Here is a 24,803-nt window from a genome sequence, read left to right as displayed (position 1 = left end):
CGACGGCGCCGCCGCTCGCGACGGTCGAAAGCGGATGGGGATGTCGGTCGGAAACCCGACCGACGGGAGTCGGGTCACCGGGCGTCTTTGGGGGAGTCGACGCCCGGCGACGACGCGACGGGGTCGCGTCCGACACGCCGCGGCAGCGTGTCGCCACACCCCTACCCTGCACGGAGTGGTACAAAAGTTCCCCGCCGCGTGTCTCACTCGTGAAAACTGCGCCCCTCGACGGGCTTTTGCGGCCGGTCGCCGAGGCTGTGCCTATGGGTTACCGAACTGTCGACAGTGCGGCCGTGGAGCCGACGCCCGACCGCCCCTGTGAGCTTCGCCGACTGACCGGGGCCGCGGGCCTCGAACACGTGGCGCTCAACCGCTACAGCGCTGCCCCCGGGGAGGAGATCCCGCTCGCCTACCACTACCACGACGAGCAGGAGGAGGCGTTCTACGTCCTCGCCGGCGAGATCGAGGTCGAGACGCCCGAGGGGACGTTCGCGGTCGGCGCCGACGAACTGTTCGCGGCCGACGCGGGGAGTCCCCACCGCGCGTACTGTCCGGCGGACGCCGACAGGGCCGCGGAGGTGCTCGCTGTCGGCGCGCCACAGACCGAGGGTGACGTGCACGTCTACGACCCCCACGGCGAGGCGTGATCGGCCGGGGGCTCGCCGCCAGTCGGAACGACTGTAACCATCGAGAGCGAGCGTTGACGCATGACGACTTCGAGCGCTCCCGGGAAGGTGTACCTGTTCGGGGAGCACGCCGTGGTGTACGGCGAGCCGGCCGTGCCCTGCGCGATCGAGCGCCGGGCGCGGGTGAGCGTCGAACCACGCGACGACCACCGCGTCCGCGTCGAGTCCGACGACCTCACGCTGGACGGCTTCACCGTCGAGTGGGGCGGGCCGGCTGACGAGCACCACGACGTGGACGTGCCGTCGAACCTCGTCGAGGCCGCGACGGGGTACGTCGACGAGGCGCTGTCCCAAGCTCGCGACGCGATCGGCGACCCCGAGGCTGGGTTCGACGTGACGATCGAGAGCGACATCCCGCTGGGCGGCGGGCTAGGCTCCTCGGCGGCGGTCGTCGTCGCCGCTATCGACGCCGCGGTCCGCGCCAGCGGCGAGACGATCGAACCCGAAGAGCTGGCCGACCGCGCGTATCAGGCCGAGTCGACCGTCCAGGGCGGCGAAGCCTCCCGGGCGGACACGTACTGCTCGGCGATGGGCGGCGCAGTCCGTGTCGAGGGCGACGACACCCGGCCGATCGAGGCGCCCGAACTCCCGCTGGTGATCGGCTACGACGGCGGCGCGGGCGACACCGGCGAACTCGTCGCCGGCGTCCGTGCGCTGAAAGAGGAGTACGGCTTCGCCGCCGACACCGTCGAGACCATCGGCGACCTCACCCGGGAGGGGGAGCAGCTGCTGGCGGCGGCCGACCCCGACGGAGATCCCGGCCCGGTGCTGCTCGAGGAGCTCGGCGACCTGATGGACTTCAACCACGGACTGCTGTCCGCGCTGGGCGTTTCCTCGCGCTCGCTGGACCGGATGGTCTGGACTGCCCGCGAGGCCGACGCTACGGGCGCGAAGCTCACGGGCGCGGGCGGCGGCGGCTGTATTGTCGCACTCGACGAGGGGCAGGCCACTCGGCGCGCGCTGGAGTACTCGCCGGGCTGTGACCAGACGTTCCGGGCCGAACTCGCGACCGAGGGGGTGCGCGCGGAGGAATGACGCCGACGATCCTCAAACTCGGCGGCTCAGTCATCACCGAGAAGGACCGCGCGGAGACGCTCGACGGCGACGCGCTGGACGCCGCAGCCGACGCCGTCGCGGCGGCGATGGAGTGCGGCGACGTGTCCGACCTGATCTTGGTCCACGGCGGCGGGAGCTTCGGCCACCACCACGCCAGTGCGGCGGGCGTGACGACGACGGAGGGCACCGACGCCGCCGCCGACGCCGTCGCGATCCACGGCGCGATGAAGACGCTCAACCAGTTCGTGCTCTCGCGGCTCCACGACCGGGGCGTGCCCGCGCTGCCGGTCCACCCGCTCTCGGCGGGCGCCCGCAACGCAGACGGCGGCCTCGACCTGCCGCTGTCCCAGGCGGCGACGATGCTCGGCGAGGGGTTCGTCCCGGTGCTGCACGGCGACGTGATCGCGACCGAGGGCGAGGGCGTGACGGTGCTCTCGGGCGACGAGATCGTCACCACGGCCGCGGCCTCCCTCTCCGCGGAGCGCGTCGGACTCTGTTCGACGGTGCCGGGCGTGCTCGACACGGACGAGGAGGTGATCCCCGAGATCACGGCGTACGAGGACACCGCGGACGCCCTCGGCGGCAGCGACGCCGGCGAGGACGTGACCGGCGGGATGGCCGCGAAAGTGCGGGAGCTGCTGGATCTCGGTGCGCCGGCGTCGGTGTTCGGCCCCGACGACATCGGGGCGTTCTTGGCCGGCGACGGGCCGGGGACGACGATCCGCGGCGACGGCTGACAGTCGTCCCGGTGCGACGATCCGCGGGCCCGCTTCAGCAACCCTTTACCCCTCCCCTCCCCGGTCCCAGTATGCACGAGATCACCGGGAGCGGCTTCGTCGAGGTGGTCACCGGCTCGATGTTCTCGGGGAAGACCGAGGAGCTGTTGCGGCGGCTCCGACGGGCGGAGATCGCCGGCCAGAGCGTCGCCGCGTTCACCCCCGCCATCGATGACCGGTACGGCAAGACCACCATCGGCTCCCACGAGGGGCGGCAGTGGGAGGCACAGGTCATCGACAACGACGGCGACGGCGTCTGGGAGTTACAGGACTACCTCAACGGCGAGGAGGTCGTCGCCATCGACGAGGCGAACTTCTTCGACCGGGACCTGGTCAACGTCTGCAACGTGCTCGCCAACGACGGCCGGCGCGTCATCGTCTCGGGCACCGACATCACGTACCGGGGCGAGCCGTTCACGCCGCTGCCGGAGCTGATGGCGATCGCGGAGTACGTCGACAAGCTCCAGGCGATCTGCACCGTCTGTGGCGAGCCGGCGACCCGGAACCAGCGGCTGGTCGACGGCGAGCCCGCCCATGTCGACGACGAGACGATCGTCGTCGGCGCCGACGAGTCCTACGAGGCACGCTGCCGCAGCTGTCACACGCTCAGGACCGACTGATGCACGGAATCGAGGTGCGCCGACAGTGACACAGTGGGTTGCCGACCCCGAGGGGGGACGCGACCGCGGGCCGCGAGCGCTCGCTCGCGCGTGGGCGGAGGTGCTCGTGCGCCCGAAGCGGTTCTTCCGGAACGGGATCGCCCCCGCCGATCAGGCGCCGGGGCTGGTGTTCGGCGTGCTCGTGGCGCTGGCCGCCGTCGGCGGCCGACTGGCGACGGGCGATCTCCCGACGTTCGAGAGCGTCGACGTCACGCCGACGTTCGTGCCCGAGTCCCCGCTGTTGCAGGCCGTGTTGGTGCTGCTGATCGTCGGCCTCTTTCTCGCCCCGGCGACGTTTCACTTCTCGGCGGCGATCGAGACGATCGGGCTGACGCTGGTCGCCCCCGACCGTGGCGGCGTGAGCGAGACGGTGCAGGTGATCGCGTACGCGACCGCCCCTTGCCTGCTGACCGCGGTGCCGTCGCCGACGCTGCGGGTGGTGTGCTGTCTGTACGGAACCGCCCTGCTTGTCGTCGGCACCTCGGTGCGCCACCGGACCAGCATTCCGCGGGCGGCGGTGGCGGCGGCGCTGCCGGCGGTGCTGGTGTTCGGCTACGGGTACGGCGGCTTTGCGGCCGCGGGGCTCTGAGTCGGCGTCACTCGCGGCTCGCAGTAGCTTTCGACAACGCCTTTAGGGCGGACCGTGTGGTTTCTCACAAATGGGTAACTGTATCATCTGTGGCGCCGATACCGAGGGCCACATCTGCCAGTCACACGAAGAGGACGTCGTTTTCCAGTTCCGGGGCGACAGCCCGGACCAGCTCGTCGAGAACCGCTTCTACCGCGGCGTCGTCGACGGCTACGCCGATTTCGGCGTGTTCATCGACCTCTCCCCGAGCGTCACGGGGCTGCTCCACCGTTCCGAACTCGAGAAGCGTCTCGAGAGCCTCGACTGGGAGGCGGGCGACACCGTGTTCGTCCAGGTCAAGAACGTTCGCGACAACGGGAACGTCGACCTGACGACCTCCATCCGACAGGCCGACCGCGAGTTCCGCGGCTCGCTCATCCAGGACGGCACCGAGGAGCTGCTCCCCGAGGAGGACGAAGAGGGAAACGGGAGTGAGGCGGCCGACGGCGAGGAGGCCGAAGAGGGAAACGGGCGTGAGCGGGACGTCGCACCGTCCACCTCGGAGCCGGCGTCCGCCGCGTCGACAGAGACCGACGGCAGCGGCGCCGGGGCTGCGGCGACTGAGTCCGCGCCGTCCGAAACCTCCGACGACACCGACCAGTCGGCGACCGACGCGGGCGACGAGGAAGTTGACACGACCGAAGAGGAAGCTGATACCGACGACGACGCAGCCGAGGAACCCACGGCAGCCGACGCGGAGTCGGTGACGCGCCGCGACATCGGCGAGCTCTCCGACCGCGTCGGCGAGAACGTCCGTATCGAGGGCGAGGTCGTCAGCGCGCGACAGACCGGCGGGCCGACCGTGTTCGAACTCCGCGACGAGACCGGCGTGGTCGACTGCGCCGCGTTCGTCGAGGCCGGCGTGCGCGCCTACCCCGAGATCGAGGTCGGCGACATCGTCCGCCTCGACGGCGAGGTCGAGATCCGCCGCGAGGAGCTCCAGGTCGAAACCGAGGCGCTGGTCGCCCTGTCCGGTGAGGAGCGCGAGGCCGTGGAACGACGGCTGGCCGAAGCGATGACCGAGCGCGCCCGCCCGGACGAGGCGACGCTGGTCGCCGACGACGAGTCGGTCGCCGGCGCCGAGGAGACGCTTCTCGATGCCGCGGAGGCGATCCGGCGTGCGGTGCTCGAGTCACGGCCGATCGTCGTCCGCCACGCCGCGACCGCCGACGGCTACGTCGCCGGCGTGGCGCTCGAACGCGCGATCCTCCCGATGGTCCGCGAGGAGCACGCCGAGAGCGACGCCGAGTACCACTACGTGAACCGCCGCCCGCTGGAGGAGGCGGTGTACGAGATGAACGACGCGACCAACGACGTGACCAGCATGCTGCAGGACCGCGACCGGCACGACGAGAAGCTGCCGCTCGTGGTGCTGGCCGGCACCGCCTCCACCGTGGAGAGCGAGGACGGCCTGGAGATGCTGGGGATCTACGGCGCTGACCGCGTCGTCGTCGACGCCACGCCGGCGGATCCGGAGATCGCCGACGCCGCGGACGTACTGGTCAACCCGACGGCCGACGGCCTCTCGACCGGCGCGCTCGCGTCGTCGGTGGCGACGACGGTCGCCCCGGAGATCCGCGAGGAGATCGCCCACCTGCCGGCAGTCAGCTACTGGGAGAACACGCCCGAGTCCTACCTCGATGCGGCCCGCGAAGCCGGCTTCGACGAGGAGGCCGTGACGGAACTGCGCGAGGCGATCGCGCTGGAGGCGTTCTACCAGTCCTACGACGAGAAGCGCGAACTGGTCGGCGACCTGCTGTTCGGCGAGAGCCCCGAGGCCGTCGCCGCCGGCGCGCCCGAGGACGCCGCCGAGAGCGAGACGCTGGCGGGCCACATCGCCACCCAGTTCCGGGAGAAGATGGACACCGAAGTCGAGACCGCCCAGGCCAACCTCGAGCGGAGCGAGAGCGGCGGCGTCGACGTGGCGGTGCTCGACACCGAGGAGTACACCCACAAGTACGACTTCCCCCGAGCTCGCTCCTGCTGGACGAGCTCCACCGCCGCGGCGACGCGGACGTGACGATCGGTGTCGCGATGGACGAGCTGTGGGTCCGCGCGGACACGGACCTCGATCTCCGCGAGGTCGCCCGCGAGGCCGCCTCGAACGCGCCGGACGCCGGCCTCACGGCCGCTGGCCTGCGCGAGGGGCGCATCGAGTTCCTCTCGGGCGCACGTGAGGAGGTCGAGATCGCGGTCGTCGGCGCCGTCGTCGAGCAGTTCGACCGATAGCGCGTCTCCTTCGGTTCCGGTTTTCGCGGTTGCGGAACTCACACCGTGGACAGCGACGGCAACGGCATCTCGTCCGTTGGCCACTTGCGACCGCAGGGGCTGGGCACGAGGCCCGGCACAGCGCCGACTCCCCACCCCTCAGCCCGAGGGACGAGCGACCGTAAGGGAGCGAGTCGGCCGGGGAGGTGTGAGGGCTGTGCGGAGCGGTTGCGGTCACAAGTGGTCATGCTCACTCCGCGGTCGTGTTCACAGTAGCTGTCTCTGAGCGAACTCGGCCGGATTTGCCGTTCGCTTTTCGAGACGGTTCCCCCATCGCTTCGTTTCCTCATGTTCTCCCGCGACGCCCCGCAACTCGCGGGTCACTGCGTTCCCCGCTCGCCTAACGAGGGGGTTTCCGTCGTTCTCTCCGGTCACGACGGTTACCTCCCTCGCTCGCAACCCTTAACCCCGAAACCCACCCACACACCGATAATGAGCACGGACGCCGCAGAAACCGAAAACGGCGACCCCCCGCGTTCGTCGACGCCTGCGAAGAGCTCTGTCGCCGCATCATCGAGGACGGCCTCGAACGCGACGACCTCGAAGCCGCCAAGCGGGAGGTCTGCAGCGACACCGGCGCGCCGAAGGTGCCCACCAACGGGGACATCCTCAGCTACGCGCCCGACGAGTGGCGCGAGGAGGTCAAGTCGGTCGTCCGGCGCAAGCCGGTTCGGACCGCCTCCGGCGTCTCGCCGATCGCGATCATGACCTCGCCACACCTCTGCCCGCACGGGAAGTGTCTCTACTGCCCCGGCGGCCCCGCCTCCGAGTTCTCCTCCGCGCAGTCCTACACCGGCCACGAGCCCGCGGCGGCCCGCGGCGAGCAGAACGACTACGACCCGTACGGGCAGGTGACCCTGCGGCTCGAACAGCTCCGGGCGATCGGCCACCCCGTCGACAAGGCCGAACTGATCCTGATGGGCGGCACGATGACCGCCCGGAGCCACGACTACCAGGAGTGGTTCGTCAAGCGGGCGCTGCAGGCGATGAACGAGTACGACCTCGACGCCGATCCGAACCCCAGCCAGACCGAGAGCTTCGCTCAGTCGCCCGACGAGCAGGAGTTCGAGTACCTCGAAGACGTGATCGCGCGGAACGAGACCGGCGACATCCGGGTGACGGGCATCACGTTCGAGACCAAGCCCGACTGGTGTGACCCCGAACAGATCAACCGCATGCTGGATCTCGGCGGCACGAAAGTCGAGGTCGGCGTCCAGACCACCTACGAGCGCATCAACCGCGAGATGCACCGCGGGCACGGCACCCAGGCCTCCATCGACGCCAACCGACGCCTGCGAGATTCGGCGTTCAAGGTCGGCTTCCACATGATGCCGGGCCAGCCCGGCATGAGCCAGGAGATGTGCCGCGAGGACTTCCGCCAGCTGTTCGACTCGCCGCAGTGGCGCCCGGACTACCTCAAGATCTACCCCACGCTGGTCGTTGAGGGCACCCGCGTCTACGACATGTGGAAGCGCGAGGACTTCGAGCCGCTGGACAACGAGACCGCCGCCGACGTGGTCGCCGACGCGATGAACGAGATCCCGAAGTACTGCCGGCTCCAGCGGGTCCAGCGGGACATCCCGGCGGACTTCATCGAGGGCGGCGTCTGGAAGTCGAACCTCCGCCAGCTCGCCCAGCAGCGCGCCGAGGAGAAGGGGTACGAGATCCGCGACATCCGCGCCCGCGAGGTCGGCCACAACGACGCCGACCCCGACCCGGCGGAGATCACGCTGGACACGATGGAGTACGAGGCCGCCGGCGGCACCGAGCGCTTCATCTCCTTCGAGGACCCCGTTCGGGACCTCCTGATCGGCTTCTGTCGGCTGCGGTTCCCGAACGATCCGGTCCGACGGGAGCTGACGGACGCGGCGCTGGTCCGCGAACTCCACGTCTACGGCTCCGAAGCCACCTTCGACGGCAGCGGGGACGACGACGACGGGAAGGAGTGGCAGCACCGCGGCTACGGCAAGCGACTGGTGAGGGAGGCCGAGCGCCAGGCTCGCGAGGCCGGCTACGGGAAGCTGAGCATCATCTCCGGCATCGGCGTCCGGGAGTACTACCGCGAGAAGTTGGGCTACCACCAGGACGGTCCGTACGTCTCCAAGCGGCTCTGAAGGGGTGGCATTTTTGTCAACGTAGCCGAACGGCACGCGTATGCGCGACGCCGGCGGCAGCGAACGGGACTCGCTCGGTCATCGACTCCGGGAGAACGCGACGGGCATCGTGAGCACGCTCGTCACCGCGATCTGGCTGGGGGCGATGTTCACCGGCCAGAGCTGGTGGCTGGCGGCGATGCTCGTCGGCTACGTCGCGCTCGTCCCGGTGACGGCCATCCTGTTCGGCGACGAGGAAGACAGGGCGGAGTGGCTCGGCGAAAACGACCACGGCGTGTCCGAAACCGAGCAGCGCGAGAGTGAGGAGACGCCGCTCGAGACGCTGCGTCGGCGCTACGCGGAGGGCGAGCTCAGCGAGGCGCAGTTCGAACGCAAGCTCGATCAGCTACTCGAGACCGAGACGATGGAGGACGCCGAGGCGTACGCCCGCCGGGACGAGCGGGCGGTCGAACGCGAGCGGTAGCCACAGCGGCCTCCCGAAACGCCTAACCACCGGCCGGCCGTCGTGCCCGACGATGCCCTCCCGGGACACCGTCGACACGCTCCTGTTCGGCGAGCAGCCGGCGCTGTCGGCGCAGTTCGTCCGCGTCGCCGGGGCGTTGTTCTTCCTCGCACTGTTCGCGCACCTGCCCGTCCGCTACCTCGGCAGCATCACGACGAGCGACGGGGTCGTGATCGGCGTCGTCGCGGCGGTGATGCTCGTCGTCGCCGCGGTCGGCGCCTACGTCAACAGCGGCGTCCTCGTCTCCATCGCGCTCGCGGCGGGCGTCGGCGTCGGCTTCTACGCCCCGGCGATCGTGTTCGAACTCCGGGACCCCGGCGAGGCGACGCTGTGGATCCTCGCCGTGGGTTCGTTCTCCTCGCTCGCGGTCGGCGTCGCCGGCTTCGCAGTGGGCCGGGGTGTACGACGGTTCGACGAGTAGCGAGGGAGTTTGCGGAACGTCTGGAACGGAACGCCCTTCCCCATCGCACGAGACGTTCGGCGTATGGAGCCGAAACGCGAACTGTCGAGCGTCGACCTCGCGGCGCTCGCGACCGAGCTCTCCCGCTACGAGGGAGCCAAGCTCGACAAGGCGTATCTCTACGACGAGGACCTCCTGCGGCTCAAGCTTCGGGACTTCGACCGCGGCCGGATCGAACTCCTGATCGAGGTGGGCGAGAACAAGCAGGCCCACGTCGCCGACCCCTCGCGGGTGCCCGACGCGCCGGGTCGCCCCCCGGAGTTCGCGATGATGCTGCGCGGGCGCATCGAGAGTGCCGACCTCGTCTCGGTCGAGCAGTACGAGTTCGACCGCATTCTCGTCTTCGAGTTCGAGCGTCCCGACCAGAACACCACGCTCGTGGTCGAACTGTTCGGCGACGGCAACGTCGCCGTCCTTGACGGCAACGGCGAGGTGGTGCGCTCGCTGGAGACCGTGCGGCTCAAGTCCCGTACGGTCGCCCCGGGGAGCCAGTACGAGTTTCCCAAGTCCCGACTGAACCCGCTCGAAGTCGACTACGACACGCTCGAAGCCCGGATGGAGCAGTCCGACACCGACGTGGTGCGCACCGTCGCCACCCAGCTCAACCTCGGCGGCTTCTGGGGCGAGGAGCTCTGTACCCGTGCGGGCGTCGAGAAGACGATGGAGATCGCCGACGCCGGCGAGGACGAGTTCCGCGCGATCCACCGCGAGCTGATGGATCTCGCCGACGCGCTCCGGAGCGGCCAGTTCGATCCCCGGGTGTACGTCGAACGCGACAACGAGGAGGACGGCGACGACGACGCGGACGGGCCGCTGACCGAACGCGGAACGGTCGTCGACGTGAGCCCCGTCGTGCTGGAGGAGCGGTCGGAGCTGCCCAGCCAGGCGTTCGACTCGTTCAACCCCGCGCTGGAGGAGTACTTCTACCGCCTGAAAGAGCAGGCCCAGCGCGAGGAGGAGGGCGGCGGCCGCGAACGACCCGACTTCGAGGCCGAGATCGAGAAGGAGAAGCGCATCATCGAACAGCAAGAGCAGGCGATCGAGGGGTTCGAGGAGGAGGCCGCGGAGCTCCGTCGGAAGGCCGAGATCTGCTACGCCCGCTACGACCTGATCGACGAGGTGCTCTCGACGATTCAGGCCGCTCGGGAGCGGAACACCCCGTGGGCCGACATCCAGGAGACGCTGGAGCAGGGCGCCGAGCAGGGCATCCCCGCAGCGGAGGCGGTCGTCGACGTGGACGGTGCGGAGGGGACGGTGACCGTCGACGTGGACGACGAACGCATCACGCTCGACGCCACCACAGGCGTCGAGAAGAACGCCGACCGCCTCTACCAGGAGGCCAAACGGGTCGAAGGGAAGAAGGAGGGCGCCCGCGAGGCGATCGAGGACACGCGCGAGCGCCTCGAAGCCGTCAAACGACGCCGGGAGGAGTGGGAGGCCGAACCCGAACCGGAGCCCGAACCCGAGGAGGGAGAGCACGAGGAGACCGACTGGCTCGCCAGGGAGAGCATCCCGGTCCGGCAGCCCGAGCAGTGGTACGAGGAGTTCCGCTGGTTCCACACCAGCGACGGCTACCTCGTCATCGGCGGGCGCAACGCCGACCAGAACGAGGCGCTGGTGAAGAAGTACCTCGACAAGCACGACCGCTTCTTCCACACGCAGGCCCACGGCGGTCCCGTGACGATCCTCAAGGCCAGCGGGCCCTCGGAGCCGTCCAGCCCGGTCGACTTCCCGGACGCCAGCCTGCAGGAGGCTGCCCAGTTCGCGGTCGCGTACTCCTCGGTCTGGAAGGACGGTCGCGGCGCCGGCGACGCCTACATGGTCGAACCGGACCAGGTGAGCAAGACGCCGGAGTCCGGCGAGTATCTCGAGAAGGGCGGGTTCGCGATCCGCGGTGACCGGGAGTACTTCCGGGACATGCCCTGCCGCGTCGCCGTCGGGATCACCTGTGCCGACGAGACGCGAGTCATCGGCGGCCCCCCGAGCGCGATCGAACCGGACGCCGAGACGACGATTACGCTCGAACCCGGGAAGTTCGCCCAGAACGACGCCGCCGTCAAGTGCTACCGGGAGTTCAAGTCCCGGTTCACCGACGAGTCGTTCGTCCGCAAGATCGCGAGCGCGGACAGGATCCAGGAGTTCCTGCCGCCGGGCGGGAGCGACCTGCTGGACGTGTAGGCGGCTGCTACCGACGGTCGGCCGTCGGTAGCGTCAGGTTTTTGCGGCGACCGTCGAGCACCGGGAACTGCTCCTTGCGGCGCGTCTCCAGCCAGTACAGCAGCCGCTCGGCCCACCGCAGCTTCCGTGCTTTCAGATCGCTCACCGTCGGATCGTCGAACGACCAGCCGACGAACGTGAGCGTGGCCGCATCGAGGGCGTCCGCGAGAAACGCCGCGCGGTCGCCGTCAGTGAACCCCCGAAGTTCCGCACCGGCCCGGCGGGAGCGGCCTGAGTCGTCGGCAGCAGTCGGTCGCCGGCGAACTGTGGCACCCACCGCTCCAGCGCGTCGACGTTGTCGCCGTGGGCGTGGACCGCCACCGGGAGGCCGTCGTGGCTCGCGGTCGCAAGTCTGGCGGGCGCCCCGTCGAGATCCGTGACGGCGAGCGTGACCTCGACGCCGGCGTCCCGAAGCGTCGCCGCCGCCCCGGACGCGGCGACCACGTAGTCGGCGGCGGCGGCCGTCTCGACCTCCTCGGCCAGGGTCGGCCCGGCGCCGGCGACGGCGACGGTGGCGCCGCTGAACCCGGGAACGGCGTCGAGATCGAACGGCTCGCTCATCGCGGCCAGTCGGTCGCGGGCGCGCTCGTCGCCGGCACGGTCGAAGCCGAAGTCGGCGAGGATGCGCTCGTAGACGGGCTCCCAGACGTGGAACTCCATGAGGGATAGCCGTCGCTCGTCGACGTGAATACTGCGGAGATGAATGGGCCGGCGTGGTACCAAAGTACCCCTACCCAGGTACCGTACCGGCGTCCACCTGAGTGTTTTTGCGGACCCGGCATAAGCTTTCTTGTCGAATCCGGGGACGACGCCCCCGCGTTACTCGCTGCGTAACCTTGATTGACTGGCTGGGAGTGGGTACGGTATGAACCTCTATCGGACCAGTGAGTCGGGGCTCGTCCCCGTCGAGCCGCTCGATCCCGGGGCGACGACGGGGCTCGCCGCCGCGCTCCTCCGGGGTCCCGGGGGCGCCCTCGGCGCCGAGGACGTACTGTTCGTGACCGCCGCCGTCGACGACGGCACCGCGACCGCGATCGCGCTCGACGCCGCGGGCGACGCCGTCGTCGTCGGTGCGGCAGACAGCGAAGTCGGCAGCGCGGTGGTGACGGACGCGCTCCAGCGCGCGAGCGCCGTCGCCGAACAGTCCTACGACGCACTCGACGAGCGCTACGCGGGCGACTCCCTCCGCGAGGCCCACGCCGACTACTTCGATCGCGAGCCGCTCGCCCCCGAGGCGTTCAACGACGACCAGCGCGTTCGCCTCGTCGGCCCGGCGTTCGCCGGCGACGCGATCGATCTGGCGCGGTTCCTGAGCGACCGCGAGGTGGCTGTCGACCCCATCCGCGTCGAGGCGTTCGGCGCCCCCACCAGCGACGAGTTCCTCGTCCAGTTCGACGCGATCGACGGCGACGACGCCGAGCCGGAAGCCGACACCGACACCGACGACGCCACGGGCGATCAGTGGGTTGCCGGCACGAACGCGGCCGGGTCGTCGGCCACGGCCCCCGACGCGACCGACGCGGCCGCGGATGCGGCCGACGGTGACGCGGACGCCGGCACAGTGACCGCGGAGGCCACAGCGGACGCCGAGTCGACGGCGGAGCCCGCAAGCGACGGCGCGGCCGCGGACGAGCCACTGGATCTCCCGGTGCTGCTCGAGGCGGTTTCGGAGGGGGTTCGGGACCGGCTGGTCGGCACGTTCGACGCCGACCCGGCGGACGTGGTCTCCGTCGAGCGCGGCAGCGAACTGCTCGTTCGACCGGATCACCCCGCCTACGCCGGCGGCGTGCTCCGCTACCGACTGCGGGTCCAGTCCGACGGGACTGTCGACTTCGCGGTGAACATCTACGGCGGCAGCGAGGCCGAAAAAGAGCAGATGCGCGCGCTCATCCGCGAGCACGAGACGGCGATCGAGTCCGAACTCGGCTACGAGGTGGCGGACGGCTACGACGGGTTCTACGGCAGTCGGGAGTTCGCCAGCTACGACCAGGTGGCGGCCGCTGAGATCGTCGACGAGTTCGACCGTCTCGTTCGCTTCTTCAACCCTCGGGTCATGCGGGCCTGAGCGTCGCGAGGCGCCCGACCTCCGGCTTCGCTCCGCTCGACCCACCGGACAGTCAGAGGGAAAGAGTCGTGACCCCCGCGACCCCAGTTTCGGGCATGCGAATCGTCCAGCGCGGTCACGGCGCGGAGGGTCGTGACCGGGTGACTCTCGTCCCCGAGACCGTCGACGACCTCTGGCACCTCTCGCACGTCCTCGAACCCGGCGACCTCGTCGAGGGCGACACCACCCGCCGGATCCAGCGCAACGACGACCAGATGCGCGACACCGGCGGCGAGCGCGAACACCTCCACGTCACCCTCGAAGTCGAGGACGTGGAGTTCGCCCGCTTCGCCAACCGCCTGCGCGTCGGCGGGGTGATCCAGCACTGCTCGATGGAGGACCAGATCGGCCTCCACCACACGATCAACGTCGAGACCCACGAGGAGCTCACCATCGAGAAGTTCCTCAAACCGGACCAGCGCGACCGGATCGAGGAGGCCGCCGAGGCAACCGACGCCCCCGACGTGGCGATCGCGACCGTCGAGGAAGGCGAGGCCTACGTCCACACGGTCCAGCAGTACGGCACCGACGAGTACGTCTCGCTGACCGCCCCGACGGGGAAAGGCGAGTACGCACAGCCCCGAGATCGGCTGTTCGAGGAGCTCGGCTCGGCGCTCCAGCACGTCGACGCCGAGGCGATCATCATGGCCGGCCCCGGCTTCACGAAGCGCGACGCGCTCGACTACCTGACCGAGGAGTACCCCGAGGTGGCCGAGAAAGTCACGACGACCGTCGACACGTCCGGTGCCGGCGACAGAGGGGTTCACGAGGTACTCAAACGCGGCGCCGTCGAGGAGGTGCAGGACCAGACCCGGATCGCCCGCGAGAGCGAACTCATCGACGAACTCACCGAACGCATCGCGACCGGCGAGCAGGCGACGTACGGCGTCGAGGAGACCGCCGAAGCCGCCGAGTTCGGCGCCGTCGAGACGCTGCTCGTCGTCGACGACCGCCTCCGAACCGAGCGCCAGGACGAGGGCGACTGGGAGCGCGACGCCAACGAGATCATCGAAACCGTCGAGCAGAAAGGCGGCGACGTGGTGGTGTTCTCCTCGGAGTTCGCGCCCGGCGAACAGCTGTCGAACCTGGGCGGCATCGCCGCGCTGCTGCGCTACCGGATTCAGTAGCACCGCCCGGACAAACTTTACGAGGCTTCCCGCGTTCTGTACGGGCTATGGACAGCGAAACGACTCGCCGAGCGCTTCTCTCGGCAGTGCTCGGCGCCGGCGTCGGCGGGATGGCGCTGACCGACGCCCGATCGTACCTGCAGCGCTTCGCGCCCGGGTCGGGAAGCGTCTGGAGCGCGGCGACTGAGAACGCGCCCGCCGAGCTATCGAGCCCCTACGGCCCCGCAACCGTCCGGTACGACGACTACCACGTCCCCACGTCGAGGCCGACAGCGAACGCGCGACGTACTACGCGACCGGTTACTGCCACGGCGCCGACCGGCTGTTCCAGATGGATCTCTACCGCCGACTGCTGACGGGACAGCTCTCCGAACTGGTCGGCGCGTCGACGGTCGACTCCGACGCCTTCCACCGTCAGATGGACTTCAAGGCAGCCGCCGAGGCGACGTGGGAACGAACCGAGGGCACCGAGACCGGTGATGTCGTCGAGGCGTACGTCGACGGCGTCAATCACGCTCGCGAGGCCGAGCGGACGCCGCTGGAGTACCGGCTGCTGGAGGCCGAACCCCGGGGGTGGACGCCCACCGCGTCGCTGCTGGTCTCGAAGCAGATCGCGTGGGGGCTGACTGGCTCGTTTCGCACCCTCCGACGTGCGCTGGCCCGTGACCGCCTCGGCAGCGAGGCGACGGCGACGCTCTACCCGCGGCTCTTGGACCACGAGACGCCGATCCTCCGCGAGGGCGAGGTGTCGTTCGCCGAGAGTGTCGCCGACGCCGCCGTGCCAGATCCCGGGCTGGTCTCGTGGCTCGCCGACTTCGAGACCGACCCCGGGATCGGCTCGAACTCGTGGGTGGTCTCGGGCGAGCACACCGCCTCGGGCGACCCGATCGTCGCGAACGACCCGCATCTCGAGCTCTCGGTGCCGCCGGTCTGGTACGAACAGCACGTCGTCGGCGCCGAGTTCGACACCCGGGGCGTCGCCTTCCCGGGCGTCCCGTTCGTCGTCATCGGCCAGAACCACGCGGGTGCGTGGGGGTTCACCAACGCCGGCGCCGACGCCATCGACTTCTACACCTACGAGACCGTCGACGACGGCGACGCCTACCGGTACGGCGACGAGACACGGCAGTTCGATACCCGAACCGAGACCATCGCGGTCGACGGCGGAGAGAACGTCGATATCGAGGTGAAGCGCTCGGTCCACGGCGCCGTCCTCACGCAGTACCCCGACGGCGACGGCTTCGCGGTCGCCGACGAACTCGGCGTCGCGTGGACTGGGCTCTCGGCCACCCGGACCGTCGAGGCCGTCCGCGAGCTCAATCGCTCGAACGGGCTCGAGGAGGCCGAAGCGGCGATCCGGAAGTTCGACGAGCCGACCCAGAACTTCGTCTACGCCGACGACGCCGGCAACACCTACTTCTGGGTCACCGGTCAGATCCCGATCCGGCGAACCGACGGCGAGCCGGTCCGTGGCACGCGGATCTTCGACGGCTCGGCACGGGAGGGCGAGTGGGGCGACGGCTACACGCCCTACGGCGAGTCGTCGTGGGAGGGGTTCGTCCCCTTCGAGGAGAAGCCGGGCGTCCGGAACCCGGACTACCTCGCCACCGCGAACCAGCGCATCACGAACGACCCCGAGCACTACCTCTCGGAGGGGTATGCGCCGCCGTTCCGGGGGCAGCGGATCTACGACCGGCTCGACGCCCGCGCCCAGAGCGACGAGCCGATGGATGCGGCGTTCCACCGTGACCTCCAGACCGACGTGGTCGACGGTCGGTACGAGCTGTTCCGGCCGATCATCGAGGAGGCTGTGGCGGCCGGTTCCGCCGGGTCGGACGACCTCGACGCGCCGACGGGCGAGTCGCTGCTGGAGTGGGACGGCGAGATGCGCCCCGACCTCGCGGAGCCGTTGCTGTTCGACCAGTGGCTCCGGACGTTCCGCGATCTGACGTTCATCGACGAGTTCAGCGAGGCCGAACTCCCCGTGGAGTTCGCGGAGCCGAACGACTGGGTTCTGGGGACGCTGCCGGCCGACAGCGACTACTTCGACGGCGACCGGGCCGCGGTGGCCGCCGAGGCGCTGGGGACGGTCCGCAAGCGGATCGACGACGAGCAGTGGGAACGGTACGGCGACTGGAACCGGGTCCGGTTCGAGCACCCCTTCGACGAGCCGTTCCTGAACTACGACCAGCACCCGACCGCCGGCTCCGCGGGAACCGTGCGGAACTTCCACAGCGAGGCGTCGACGGGCGCCAGCTGGCGGATGGTCGCCACGTTCGACGGCGACTCCCGGGCGGTGCTGCCCGGCGGCAACTCCGGCGACTACTTCTCGGACCACTACGACGACCAGCTCACGACGTGGGCGAACGGCGAGTACAAGTCGATGCGCCGGACGCTCCCCGAGAGCGTGGATCTGCAGTTCACGGAGGGTGACCGATGAGCGCGCTTGCCGGACTCCGGGCCGACCGCGAGAGACGGCTCGCGGCGACCGTCGCCGCCGTCGGCCTCGGGCTGGCGCTCGCGACGGTCCACTGGTCGGGACTCCTGCTCGCCGGCGCGCTGATCGCACTGCCCCAGCGGTCGCTCCGGCGGGGCGTCGCCGCCGGCGTCGCGATGGGCGGGCTGGTCGTCGCCGCCTTCCTCGCCCAACTCGCGCTGGCGGGGACCGTCGGGCCCACGCTCGCGATGGGGCAGCCGAGTTGGCTGGCGCTGGGGATCGGGCTCCTCCTCCCGGCGTTCGGTTCGCTGGCCCGGGGTGTGGTCTGAGCCGCCGGGGGCGACGAACTGTCCCTTTTTACGGGCCCCCGCCCCATCCACAGCTATGGGTACCCACATCGTCCCCGTGGGCTTCGACTACGACCGGCTGATCGCGCCGCTGATCCGCGACCAGTTCGACGTGGACCGGGTGGTACTGCTCGAGGGCGCCGTCGGCAGCGAGGCCAACGTGGAGTACTCCCAGAACCTCGCGGGCAAACTCGAACAGGACTTCCAGAACCTGCTGGGCGCCGAGACCGAACGCGTCGCACTCACTGACGTGTACGACTACGACGCCGCGTTCGAGCGGGCGTACGACCTGATCAACGCCCACCTGGACACCGGCCGGGAGGTCTGGGTCAACATCTCCTCGATGCCCCGGCCCGTCAGCTTCGCGTTCGCCACCGCGGCCCACTCCATCACGCTCGAACGCCAGGACGACCGCCACCGCATCCACACCTACTACACGGCCCCGAGAAGTACCTCGAGACCGAGATGGCCGAGGAGCTCCGGGAGACGCGGGATCTCCTCGCGGAACTCCGGGGCGACGGGGGCGTCGACGACGCCGTGCTCGCGGACCGACTCGAGAGCATCGAGGGGCTGCTCTCGGAGTTCGACGAGCGGGGCACCACCATCGGCGCCAAGAAGATCGGCGACAACCACATCGTCGAACTCCCGGTCGCGGCGTTCTCGAGCGTCGAGCCGTTCGAGGAAGTGATCCTGTTCACGCTGGGCGAACACGGCGAGTTCGAGAGCGTGAGCGAACTCGCGAAGACGCTCGCCGCCGACATGGGCGAGGAGTACACCGACAGCTTCCGGTCGAAAGTCATCTACAACGTCGACCGGCTCGGCCCCGGCGGGAAAGCCTACGTCGAACAGGAGGCACACGGCAACTCCCACCGCACGTCGCTGTCCCGCATCGGCGAACTCTGGGTGCGGGCCCACGCCGACGACGAGCCCGCCGCGCTCTCCTAACGCCCGCCCTCGCTCACCGTCTCGTTGTACCAGTCGAGCGCCGGATCATCGAACGCCCGCTCCGTCGTCGAGACCGCCTGCACCGCGCCGGCGGCGTCGAGGTAGAGCTCCCCGTCGTGGCTGACTGCGGTGGCTCGCAGCACGCGCTGTGCCTCGCGTGGAGTGAGGCTCTCGTTCCCGGCGAGCATCAGCGTCAGCGTGCCCGCGACCAGCGGCGCGGCCGCGGAGCTCCCGTACAGCTCCCCGCCGCGCTGGTGTCGGCGCCGTCGGGCGCCGAGATGTCCAGCGCCGGCCCCGTGGAGCTGTAGGGGCGGCGCTGACCGCTCACCGCGTCGGCGGCGCCGACGGCAATCACGCCCTCCGCGGTCGCGGGCGCGACCATCCCCCGGAGTCGCTACTGATCCCGAGTTCGTGGTGGGAGGCGAACAGGTCGACGCTGGTGTCGTTCGCGTCGGGGCCGCCCCGGATCGCGACGTAGTACTCCCCCGTGGGGACCGTGGCGTCGATCGCCTCGGTCTGGCCGGTGGCGTTGGCCGCGGACTTGGCGACCAGCGGGTCCTCGCCGTCGACGGCGCGATAGAGGTACAGGTCGTAGTCCGCGTCGCCCTGCCAGTAGAGCCGCAACGAGACCGCGCCACCGATCTCGCCGTTGCCGAGCGTGTTGTACCGGGTGCCGTTCTCGAACGCGAGCCAGCCCTCGCTCCCGGTACCGTGCCAGTGGCGATCGGCGTAGTTCCCGGCGGAGGTGACGAAGGCGGTGTCGTTCCGGGCGGCGGCCGACGCGACCCGGTTCAGCTTCGCCATCCCGTCGGCGCTGCTGGGGAAGTAGCTCCCGGCGTCGACGACCACGTCGACCTCCTGCTCGCGGAGCCAGGAGACGGCCTCGGCGTACGTCTCGGGGCCGCCGTCGGGGCCGATACTCGCGAGGTAGAGCTCCGCGTCGGGCGCTGTCCGGCTGACGATCTCCGCGACCGCGGTGTCGTGGCTGGTGTCGGCGAACAGGCCGGACGAGCGCCCGGCGAACCGACGGGTAGCGGCGACGGCGTCGCTGATTCGACGGTTGTCGGCGGCGAACTGGCTGCCGACGATCCCCACCCGTACGTCGTCGCCGGTGACGCCGGCGGCGTGGACGGCGCTGAAGCCGGAGAGCGTCGCCGGATCGCTCGTCGCAGGGGTCGGATCGACGGTCGACACCTGGTCGGCCGGGCCGGTGTCGCTCGAGAGTGCGCCGATCGGCCGGTCGTGGACGGCGCTGCTCGATCCAACTGGCACCGCGAAGGAGACGCTACTGACGACGATGACGACGACGAACAGCGTTGCGGCCGTCTCGATCCTCATCGCGTGACCTCCGGTCGTGGACTCATCCCGATCTGCGGTACTGGACGGCGACCGCCGCGAGCGCGACGAGGCCGCCAGCGAGGAACAGCGCCGCCGGGGGACCGTGCCGAACAGCGCCCCCGAGTCGATGGAGTCGGCGACCCGCGGGCTCGAGGGGCCGGCGATCCCGCCGGTGCCCACCGAGACGGTCGCGTTGATGAGCACTGCCCCGACCAGCACGGCGACGGCGGCGCCGACGTACTGCCGGAGCGAGTCGAGCAGCCCCGACCGCTCGTCCTCGTTCCCGACACAGACCACGAGCGAATCGTCGACGGGGGCGTACACCTTCATCTCGCGCCCCTTGACCGAGTAGCGCGTCTCGGAGATCTCCACGAGATCCGCGTCCTGTAAGTTGCTGAGGTGGTGCCGGGCGTTCTGCAGCGACGTGTCGATCGCGTCCGCGAGCTCGGAGGCCGTCCGCGGCTCCTCGTGCAGCGCCGTCAGCAGCGAGCGGGCCGTCTCGGAGGAGAGCGACCCGATCAGCGGCTCGACCTCGTCGTCGTCGAGCCAGAGCAGCCGCGTGCCCCCCTCCTCGTCAGCCTCGCCGGCGGTGACCGTGTCTGATTCGGACGGCAACAGGCCGGACATGTGTAGCTATATCACATGGAGGAACTAAATGGTTCGGTAACGACTGAACTTCCGCGTTGCGGGCAGTTCAGCCGGAACGACGGAGTCGGCCCAGCAGGGGCGTCGTCTCCCCGACCACCGCGTCCGCCGCCTGCACCGCCTCGTCGGCGTCGGCCGCGCTGGCGTCGCCGCCGTAGTGGGCCCGCTCGTACAGCGCTGCGACGCGGTGGACGCGGGCGTCCCTGACGCCGAGGCTGTCGAGGTAGTCCGCGACGGTCTCGCCCGCCCGTCGCGGGCGGCGCTGGGTCGTCAGTACCGTCTCCACGCGGTCGTACGCCCGCTCCACGTCCGCGACCGGGCCCGTGCGGGGCTGGTAGCGCAGCCAGACGAACCGGTAGAGCCGGTCGTCGACGCCGAACCGCCGTCCGGCCGCGACCGCGCCGAACAGGAGCACGAGCCCGTAGCCCACCTCTTCCGGCGTTGGCAGCGACATCCCGCTCGACCCGCCGCCCCCGCCGGGGGTGAAGCTCCCGAGCTCGCCGGGGCCGGCGGTCCGCTGCCCGCCGGCGATCGCCGCCAGATCGGGCGTCGACGTTGCGCCGACCGTGTCGTTCGCCCCTGACTCCCCGCCGGCGTCGCCGTCGGGGTAGGCGTCCACTCGCCGGGGCCGCTCTGGTTGGTGTCGACGCCCGCCTCGCCGGCCTCTCGGGCTTGGGAGAGGCGCTGCTCGCCCGTCTCCTCGCGGGGCGAACTCGGCGTCGGGTCGAACGCGACCCAGCCGACCTCCGGGAAGTACACCTCGACCCACGCGTGGGCGTTGAGGCCGCGGACGACCCACTCGTCCTCGGTGACGCGTTCGCCGGTCGTGTAGCCCGTCGCCATCCGGGCCGGGATCCCCTGGGTTCGCAGCATCACCGCCATCGTCGTCGCGTAGTACGTGCAGTAGCCCGCGTTCATTTCGAACAGGAAGGCGTCGGCGACGTTGCCCCGCGGGCGCTCGACGTTCAGCGAGTACTCCTTGTCCGACTCCAGGTACTCCTCGATCGCGACCGCGGTGGCGTACGGCGTCGACGCGTTCGCGCGGTCGGCGACGGCTGCCGCCCGCTCGCCCACGCGGTCGGGCGTGCTGTCGGGGAGCCCGAGATACCGGTTCCGGATCGCGTCCGGGTAGTCGGTTCCTGCGTTCCGGAGCGCCCGCGTGGTGTACGCTGGGCGCTCACTGACGACGGTGTAGGACTCGCCCTCGGCGATCGGCGCCGCCGCCCGGAGGCCTCCTTCGGCGGTCACCTGCGTCGCCTGCTGGACGTTCCCGCCGACGGAGACGGGTTTCCACATCGCGGGCATCGAGTTGAGCGTCGTCTCGGCGGTGATCGTCTGTTCGACCGTGGTGGTCACCCCCGGCGGTGACGCCAACTCGCCGTCGTACCTCCGGGTGTCGCCCGTCCGTACCCAGGAGCCGCCGGTGAACCGATCGTACGCACCGACGCGCCAGTAGGAGCTGCGCTCGGCCTCGACGGTGAAGCGGACCTCCGGTGAGAGCCGGATCGAGCCGACGATCCCGACCGAGTCGGCGTTGTCGACGACGTTCCCCTCGAGCGTGGGTGCCGAACTCCCGGACACGATCGGGCTCGGCCCGCCCCGGGGACGACCGAGACGGCCGACGTGACCACCACCATGACGGCGACGACGAGCGCGATCGTGTCCCAGTGGGCCGCGATCGCCCGCCGCGGCCCGAGTTCGCCGAAGCCGACGGCGACGGCGGCGCCGACGACCCCCGTCAGCGTGGTAAGCGAGCCGGCGTCACCCGTCAGCACGAAGAAGCCGAGCGCGGTCCCGCCGACGGCGACGCTCGTCGGGTACCGGCCCCGAAGCGCGAGCAGCCACGAGCCGAGCAGTGGCGCCGGCAGCACCGCCAGGGCCCACACATCGGCCTGCACCAGCCGGAACACCGAGAGCCCGCTGAGCAGCGCCACGAGATCGCGGATCACGACGCCGAAATCGATCAGCGCCCGCTGGCTGGCGGGGATCGAGAAGTAGTACGTCAGCATCCCCCGACCAGCACGGCGGCGCTGCCCAGCAACGCCGTCCGGGCGTCGACGCGGGCGGCCAGCACCGCGCCGAGCGCGACCACCGCGACCACTTCGGCCGCGAGCAGCGTCGTCCCGCCGACCACGTCGGTGACGTGGATCAGCACTCGGAGGTACGACGCCGTCAGCAGCAGAACGCCCAGCATCGCGGGCTGGACCACGGCCTCACGGAGCGACCAGTCCGTGTCGGTCCGCCCCCACGGGCTCGGCTGCGACTCTCCCTCCGCCCCGGCGGCGGTCGTCACGACTCCACCTCCGCCGGCTGGGCTGGATCGACCGCCACGCGGCTGTCGATCAACTCGGCGAACCGGTGTTGGCTCCCACGCACGTCGACGCTCGCGTCGCTCGCCCGTCCCTTGATCACTACGTCGGCGTCGGGATCGGGGATCGGCCCCGACTCGATCACCGCGAGCGTCCGGAGCATCGCCTGCTGGCCGCCGTACTCCGGGCCGATCCGCAGCTCGCCGCGCGGCAGCGAGAGTTCGACGGGGACGCCCTCGCCGACCAGGCCCAGCACGACGCTCGCGGTCGCCTCGGCCATCGTGTCGGCGCCGTCGGCGTTGGCGCCCGCGGCGACGGTGACCGACTCCGCGTCGGTCTCGGCGGCGAACTCCGTGACGACGAGTTCGTCTCGTTTGGCCGTGGTTTTCCAGTGGATGTCACGCAGCGGATCGCCGGGGACGTACTCTCTGAGCTCCTCGAACTCCCCGCGCTGGTCGCTTCGGCTGTACTCCTGTAACCGGCCCAGCGAGCGACGGCCGACAGTGCCGAGGCGTCGGACCTGCGGGTAGACGATCGTCGTCTCGGTGCCCCGGAGCTCGATCTCCCGCTCGAACAGGCCGAACGCGTCGGTCGCGGTCAGCGTCGCCGGGCCGAGCGCGTGTTGGCCGCGGCCCTCGTACGCCACCTCGTAGCGCAGCGGGTCGTCGCCGATCGTCGTCTCGAACGTGATCTCGGCGTCGCCGTCGGCGCGCTCGGTCACGGTGGCGTCGTCGGATTCGACCGGGCGAAGGCCACCCTGGACGCGCTCGGTCACGTCGGCGAGGAAGGGGCGGGCGAGCGCGCTGCCGTCGCGTCGGCGGAACGAGAGTTCGGCTGTTCGGCACTCGCCGACGTGGGCGTTCGCTGGCGGCGTTCGGTCGAGGACTACGTCCGGGGTGTTCCGAACCTGGAGGTAGCCGGCGGCCAGCACGACCGCCGCGGGGGCGACGACGGCGTTGAGCGACCGCGGGCCGAACGTCCCAGCGAGCACCACCGCGAGCGCCGCGACGCCGACGACGGCGCGGCCACGGCGCGTGAGCATCACTCGACAGGGACCGACGAGACCGCCGACGCGACCACGTCTTCGCCGGTCTCGCTGCCGGTTCGCGGACGGATGCGGTGGGCGAACACCGTCCGTACCTCCGCCTGGACGTCGTCCGGCGTGACGTAGTCGCGGCCGTCGAGCAGCGCCCGGACCTGCGAGGTGCGAGCCAGCGCGATGCTCCCGCGTGGGCTGACGCCGAGTTGGGCCGTGTTCCGCGTGTGCTCGGCCAGCCGGGCGATGTACTCCCGAACCGGCTCGCTCAGCGTCACCTGACTCGCGGTCTCGCGGGCGCGCCGGAGGGTGTGGCCGTCAGTCACCGGCTCGAGCTCCTCGATCGGGTGGTGGCCGGCGGTGCGGCCGATGATCTCGGCTTCCTGTTCGTCGTCCGGGTAGCCCAGCCGGAGCTTCTTCGCGAAGCGGTCGATCTCGGCCATCGGAAGCTCGTAGGTACGGCCGGACTCCACGTCGTTCTGGGTCCCGATCACGACGAACGGCTCGGGGAGCGGGCGGGTGTCGCCGTCGACTGTCACTTGCCGTTCCTCCATCGCCTCGAGCAGCGCGCTCTGGGTCTTCGGCGGCGCACGGTTGATCTCGTCGGCCAGCACCACGTTCGCGAACACGGGGCCGGCCTGGAACTCGAACTCCTGGGTCTTCTGGTTGAACACGTTCACGCCCGTCACGTCGGACGGCAGCAGGTCGGGGGTGAACTGGACGCGGCGGAAGGAGGCGTCGACGGAGGTCGCGACGGCGCGGGCGAGCATCGTCTTCCCGGTGCCGGGCACGTCTTCGAGCAGCACGTGGCCGCGGGCGACCGTGGCGACGAGGATATGCTCGACGGCGTCGCGCTTCCCGACGATGACGCGCTCGACGTTGTCGACGATCTCCCCGATCAGGTCGGCCGCGGCCTCGACCGAGAGCGGCTCGAACGCCGACGGGCCGGGGTCGCCGCCGGTCTCGACGGCCGCGTCGCCGCCGTCCGACCGAGCGTCGTCGCTCATCGACCCTGCCCACCTCCGGCGGTTTGACTGCGGCGGACGGAACGCTCGTACACGGTGATTATGTGTGGCTGTGTCTACCTAACTCTGCCGCCAGTGGCAGTCGGCTTCTCGCGCCCGCCGGACCCGCGGGATTAAGTCAATC

The 24,803-nt window shown here is 70.4% G+C and carries 19 protein-coding genes and 5 pseudogenes; 16 read left to right on the top strand and 8 right to left on the bottom strand.

The window, feature by feature from the left end; translation table 11 throughout:
* Positions 1-263 precede the first annotated feature (263 nt).
* The 10 genes and pseudogenes from SY89_RS11235 (at position 264) to rqcH (ending at position 11,327) form a co-directional block, all read left to right on the top strand.
* Complete coding sequence (locus SY89_RS11235) at positions 264-647, top strand: cupin domain-containing protein (RefSeq protein ID WP_054584284.1); 384 nt, start codon at positions 264-266, stop codon at positions 645-647.
* Positions 648-707: 60 nt separating this feature from the next.
* On the top strand, positions 708-1,721 hold the full coding sequence (gene mvk / locus SY89_RS11230; protein WP_054584283.1) for a mevalonate kinase: 1,014 nt from the start codon (positions 708-710) through the stop codon (positions 1,719-1,721).
* The gene (locus SY89_RS11225) at positions 1,718-2,479 is read left to right on the top strand and encodes an isopentenyl phosphate kinase (RefSeq protein WP_054584282.1); all 762 of its coding nucleotides are present in this window, start codon (positions 1,718-1,720) and stop codon (positions 2,477-2,479) included. The genes mvk and SY89_RS11225 overlap by 4 nt, the downstream gene beginning before the upstream one ends.
* Before the next feature lie 71 nt (positions 2,480-2,550).
* Positions 2,551-3,138: a thymidine kinase gene (locus tag SY89_RS11220; protein ID WP_054584281.1), complete on the top strand. Its 588-nt coding sequence runs from the start codon at positions 2,551-2,553 to the stop codon at positions 3,136-3,138.
* Positions 3,139-3,163: 25 nt separating this feature from the next.
* The gene (locus tag SY89_RS11215) at positions 3,164-3,766 is read left to right on the top strand and encodes a YIP1 family protein (protein WP_054584280.1); all 603 of its coding nucleotides are present in this window, start codon (positions 3,164-3,166) and stop codon (positions 3,764-3,766) included.
* A 70-nt stretch (positions 3,767-3,836) separates the two neighbouring features.
* Positions 3,837-6,034, top strand: a pseudogene (locus SY89_RS11210) (DHH family phosphoesterase).
* A 471-nt stretch (positions 6,035-6,505) separates the two neighbouring features.
* Positions 6,506-8,187 (top strand): annotated as a pseudogene (locus SY89_RS11205) (tRNA uridine(34) 5-carboxymethylaminomethyl modification radical SAM/GNAT enzyme Elp3).
* A 40-nt stretch (positions 8,188-8,227) separates the two neighbouring features.
* Positions 8,228-8,650, top strand: coding sequence for an SHOCT domain-containing protein (locus tag SY89_RS11200; RefSeq protein WP_054584279.1), 423 nt, complete (start codon positions 8,228-8,230; stop codon positions 8,648-8,650).
* Positions 8,651-8,702: 52 nt separating this feature from the next.
* Positions 8,703-9,110 carry a hypothetical protein gene (locus tag SY89_RS11195; RefSeq protein ID WP_054584278.1) on the top strand — a complete coding sequence of 136 codons (408 nt, stop codon included), beginning with the start codon at positions 8,703-8,705 and terminating at the stop codon, positions 9,108-9,110.
* 63 nt (positions 9,111-9,173) lie between these two features.
* Complete coding sequence (rqcH, locus tag SY89_RS11190) at positions 9,174-11,327, top strand: ribosome rescue protein RqcH (RefSeq protein ID WP_054584277.1); 2,154 nt, start codon at positions 9,174-9,176, stop codon at positions 11,325-11,327.
* A gap of 7 nt (positions 11,328-11,334) precedes the next feature.
* On the opposite strand, the pseudogene SY89_RS11185 reads toward rqcH, so the two are convergent.
* A pseudogene (locus SY89_RS11185) lies at positions 11,335-12,026 on the bottom strand (6-hydroxymethylpterin diphosphokinase MptE-like protein).
* A gap of 205 nt (positions 12,027-12,231) precedes the next feature.
* Here SY89_RS11185 and SY89_RS11180 point away from each other — a divergent pair.
* From SY89_RS11180 to SY89_RS11160, 5 genes and pseudogenes are all read left to right on the top strand, one after another.
* Positions 12,232-13,431 carry a hypothetical protein gene (locus SY89_RS11180; protein ID WP_054584276.1) on the top strand — a complete coding sequence of 400 codons (1,200 nt, stop codon included), beginning with the start codon at positions 12,232-12,234 and terminating at the stop codon, positions 13,429-13,431.
* 95 nt (positions 13,432-13,526) lie between these two features.
* Positions 13,527-14,597 (top strand): mRNA surveillance protein pelota, encoded by a 1,071-nt coding sequence (locus tag SY89_RS11175; RefSeq protein WP_054584275.1) that lies wholly within the window; start codon positions 13,527-13,529, stop codon positions 14,595-14,597.
* 205 nt (positions 14,598-14,802) lie between these two features.
* Positions 14,803-17,037 carry a penicillin acylase family protein gene (locus SY89_RS11170; protein WP_204374471.1) on the top strand — a complete coding sequence of 745 codons (2,235 nt, stop codon included), beginning with the start codon at positions 14,803-14,805 and terminating at the stop codon, positions 17,035-17,037.
* A complete protein-coding gene (locus tag SY89_RS11165) occupies positions 17,034-17,363 on the top strand; it encodes a hypothetical protein (protein WP_054584274.1) in 330 nt (109 codons plus the stop codon). The genes SY89_RS11170 and SY89_RS11165 overlap by 4 nt, the downstream gene beginning before the upstream one ends.
* A gap of 55 nt (positions 17,364-17,418) precedes the next feature.
* Positions 17,419-18,326 (top strand): annotated as a pseudogene (locus SY89_RS11160) (HFX_2341 family transcriptional regulator).
* Here the strand turns inward: SY89_RS11160 and SY89_RS19415 are convergent.
* The 4 genes and pseudogenes from SY89_RS19415 to SY89_RS18570 all read right to left on the bottom strand — a co-directional run bounded on the left by SY89_RS19415 (position 18,323) and on the right by SY89_RS18570 (position 21,890).
* Positions 18,323-18,708, bottom strand: a pseudogene (locus SY89_RS19415) (S8 family serine peptidase). The pseudogenes SY89_RS11160 and SY89_RS19415 overlap by 4 nt on opposite strands.
* A complete protein-coding gene (locus SY89_RS17760) occupies positions 18,678-20,291 on the bottom strand; it encodes a helix-turn-helix domain-containing protein (RefSeq protein ID WP_080506684.1) in 1,614 nt (537 codons plus the stop codon). The pseudogene SY89_RS19415 and the gene SY89_RS17760 overlap by 31 nt, the downstream one beginning before the upstream one ends.
* A gap of 67 nt (positions 20,292-20,358) precedes the next feature.
* Positions 20,359-20,595, bottom strand: coding sequence for a DUF4129 domain-containing protein (locus SY89_RS18575; RefSeq protein WP_239685602.1), 237 nt, complete (start codon positions 20,593-20,595; stop codon positions 20,359-20,361).
* Positions 20,580-21,890, bottom strand: coding sequence for a transglutaminase TgpA family protein (locus SY89_RS18570; RefSeq protein WP_239685601.1), 1,311 nt, complete (start codon positions 21,888-21,890; stop codon positions 20,580-20,582). The genes SY89_RS18575 and SY89_RS18570 overlap by 16 nt, the downstream gene beginning before the upstream one ends.
* 54 nt (positions 21,891-21,944) lie before the next feature.
* Here SY89_RS18570 and SY89_RS18565 point away from each other — a divergent pair, with 54 nt between their 5' ends.
* Positions 21,945-22,307: a hypothetical protein gene (locus tag SY89_RS18565; protein WP_239685600.1), complete on the top strand. Its 363-nt coding sequence runs from the start codon at positions 21,945-21,947 to the stop codon at positions 22,305-22,307.
* A gap of 4 nt (positions 22,308-22,311) precedes the next feature.
* Here SY89_RS18565 and SY89_RS18560 read toward each other — a convergent pair whose 3' ends face one another.
* The 3 genes from SY89_RS18560 to SY89_RS11125 are packed head-to-tail and all read right to left on the bottom strand — an operon-like array spanning position 22,312 to position 24,661.
* Positions 22,312-22,602 carry a hypothetical protein gene (locus SY89_RS18560; RefSeq protein WP_239685599.1) on the bottom strand — a complete coding sequence of 97 codons (291 nt, stop codon included), beginning with the start codon at positions 22,600-22,602 and terminating at the stop codon, positions 22,312-22,314.
* Entirely contained in the window at positions 22,599-23,660 is a 1,062-nt protein-coding gene (locus tag SY89_RS11130) for a DUF58 domain-containing protein (protein WP_054584270.1), read from the bottom strand. The genes SY89_RS18560 and SY89_RS11130 overlap by 4 nt, the downstream gene beginning before the upstream one ends.
* Positions 23,660-24,661 carry an AAA family ATPase gene (locus tag SY89_RS11125; RefSeq protein WP_054584269.1) on the bottom strand — a complete coding sequence of 334 codons (1,002 nt, stop codon included), beginning with the start codon at positions 24,659-24,661 and terminating at the stop codon, positions 23,660-23,662. Before SY89_RS11125 ends, SY89_RS11130 begins: the two co-directional genes overlap by 1 nt.
* Positions 24,662-24,803: the final 142 nt, after the last annotated feature.

The sequence above is a fragment of the Halolamina pelagica genome (assembly GCF_001307315.1).
Lineage (GTDB): Archaea > Halobacteriota > Halobacteria > Halobacteriales > Haloferacaceae > Halolamina > Halolamina pelagica_B.
Note: the sequence above shows the minus strand (reverse complement) of the source record. Positions and strands in the feature narration are given on the sequence as shown.